Origin of the sequence: Burkholderia sp. Bp9015 (assembly GCF_003853505.1) — a bacterium.
Taxonomy (GTDB): Bacteria; Pseudomonadota; Gammaproteobacteria; order Burkholderiales; family Burkholderiaceae; genus Burkholderia.
Genome location: NZ_QTPZ01000086.1, coordinates 1 through 1,358 on the forward strand (window position 1 = coordinate 1; position 1,358 = coordinate 1,358).

Annotated in this window: 1 protein-coding gene; it reads left to right on the plus strand. The window is 62.2% G+C overall.

The genetic code is table 11. The features are described 5' to 3' along the window. The first annotated feature begins 102 nt into the window (after nucleotides 1-102). On the plus strand, nucleotides 103-1,197 hold the full coding sequence (locus DIE12_RS37680; RefSeq protein ID WP_124551607.1) for an IS5 family transposase: 1,095 nt from the start codon (nucleotides 103-105) through the stop codon (nucleotides 1,195-1,197). Nucleotides 1,198-1,358: the final 161 nt, after the last annotated feature.

The following is a 1,358-nucleotide window of genomic DNA, read 5'->3' on the forward strand; positions in this document are numbered from 1 at the left end:
CTAGCAGGCTGTTGAAATTGGATACGGTGTAAACGGGCGTTGCGAGCGGTGCGTTAGAGATATCGTGTTCATGATCTTGGGCAGACGAGAGCGATGCGCGGAATGGACGAGATGCAAGAACCGCTGTTCACGACGGTGAAGCTGGAAGACTTCGTGCCGGCCGATCACCCGTTGCGGCCGCTTCGGCTGCTGGTCAATCAAGCGCTGAAGCGGCTCAATGGGCTGTTTGGCACGATCTACGCGGATAGCGGCCGTGCGTCGATTGCGCCGGAGAAACAGCTGCGTGCATTGCTGCTGCAGGTGCTGTACTCGGTGCGCAGCGAGCGCATGTTGATGGAACAGATGCGCTACAACCTGCTGTTCCGTTGGTTCGTCGGACTGGCGATCGAAGACGCCGTCTGGGACCACTCGGTGTTCTCCAAGAACCGTGATCGTCTGCTCGAGCACGAAGTGGTCGAAGCGTTCTTTACCGAAGTCATGAGCTTGGCCGACAAGCAAGGGCTGCTGTCCAGAGAACACTTCTCGGTCGATGGCACGCTGATCCAGGCTTGGGCCAGCCACAAGAGCTTCCGGCCCAAGGACGGCTCGGACGATCCACCAGCCGGCGGTGGCCGCAATGTCGACACCGACTGGAAGGGCAAGCGGCGCAGCAACGATACGCATGCATCGAGCACCGATCCGGACGCGCGCCTGTTCCGCAAGGGGCGGCAAAGCGGAGCCATCCTTTGTTATCAGGGGCACATCCTGATGGAGAACCGCTCGGGCTTGGTGGTCGGCGCGGTGGTCAGCCACGCTGACGGTTTCGGCGAACGCGCAAGTGCGTTGCGCTTGCTCGATTGCGTGCCGGGTCGTCACGCCAAGACGCTCGGCGCCGACAAGGGTTACGACATGCGCGACTTTGTGCGGGACTGTCGTGCGCGCAAGGTGACGCCGCATGTCGCGCGCAACGACGCGCATCAAGGCGGCAGCGCGATCGATGGCCGCACCTCGCGGCACGCCGGTTATGGCATCAGCCAGGTGATTCGCAAACGCATCGAAGAGCACTTCGGCTGGGGCAAGACCGTCGGCAGGATTCGACAGACCGCGTATCGCGGCATCAAGCGAGTCGACCAGCACTTCAAGCTGACGATGCTGGCGAGCAACCTGACTCGAATGGCTCGAATACTGGCAGCGGTGCCGCAGGGAGCAGCGCGATGAGCCGCCCAACCGTAGCTGTTGCGCGGCAACGCGCCGGCCGGCCCGCTCGCAAGCGGGGCATCCGGCACGATTCGTCAGCAACTCAGCAGCCAATCGCATACGAAACCCCTTTAAACAGTGCCCCGATCGTCGGAACGAGGCGCTTTTCAACAGCCTGCTAG

Coding starts and splice junctions, on each gene's coding strand:
- DIE12_RS37680 (WP_124551607.1), top strand. CDS start 103: ATGGACGAGATGCAAGAACCGCTGTTCACGACGGTGAAGCTGGAAGAC.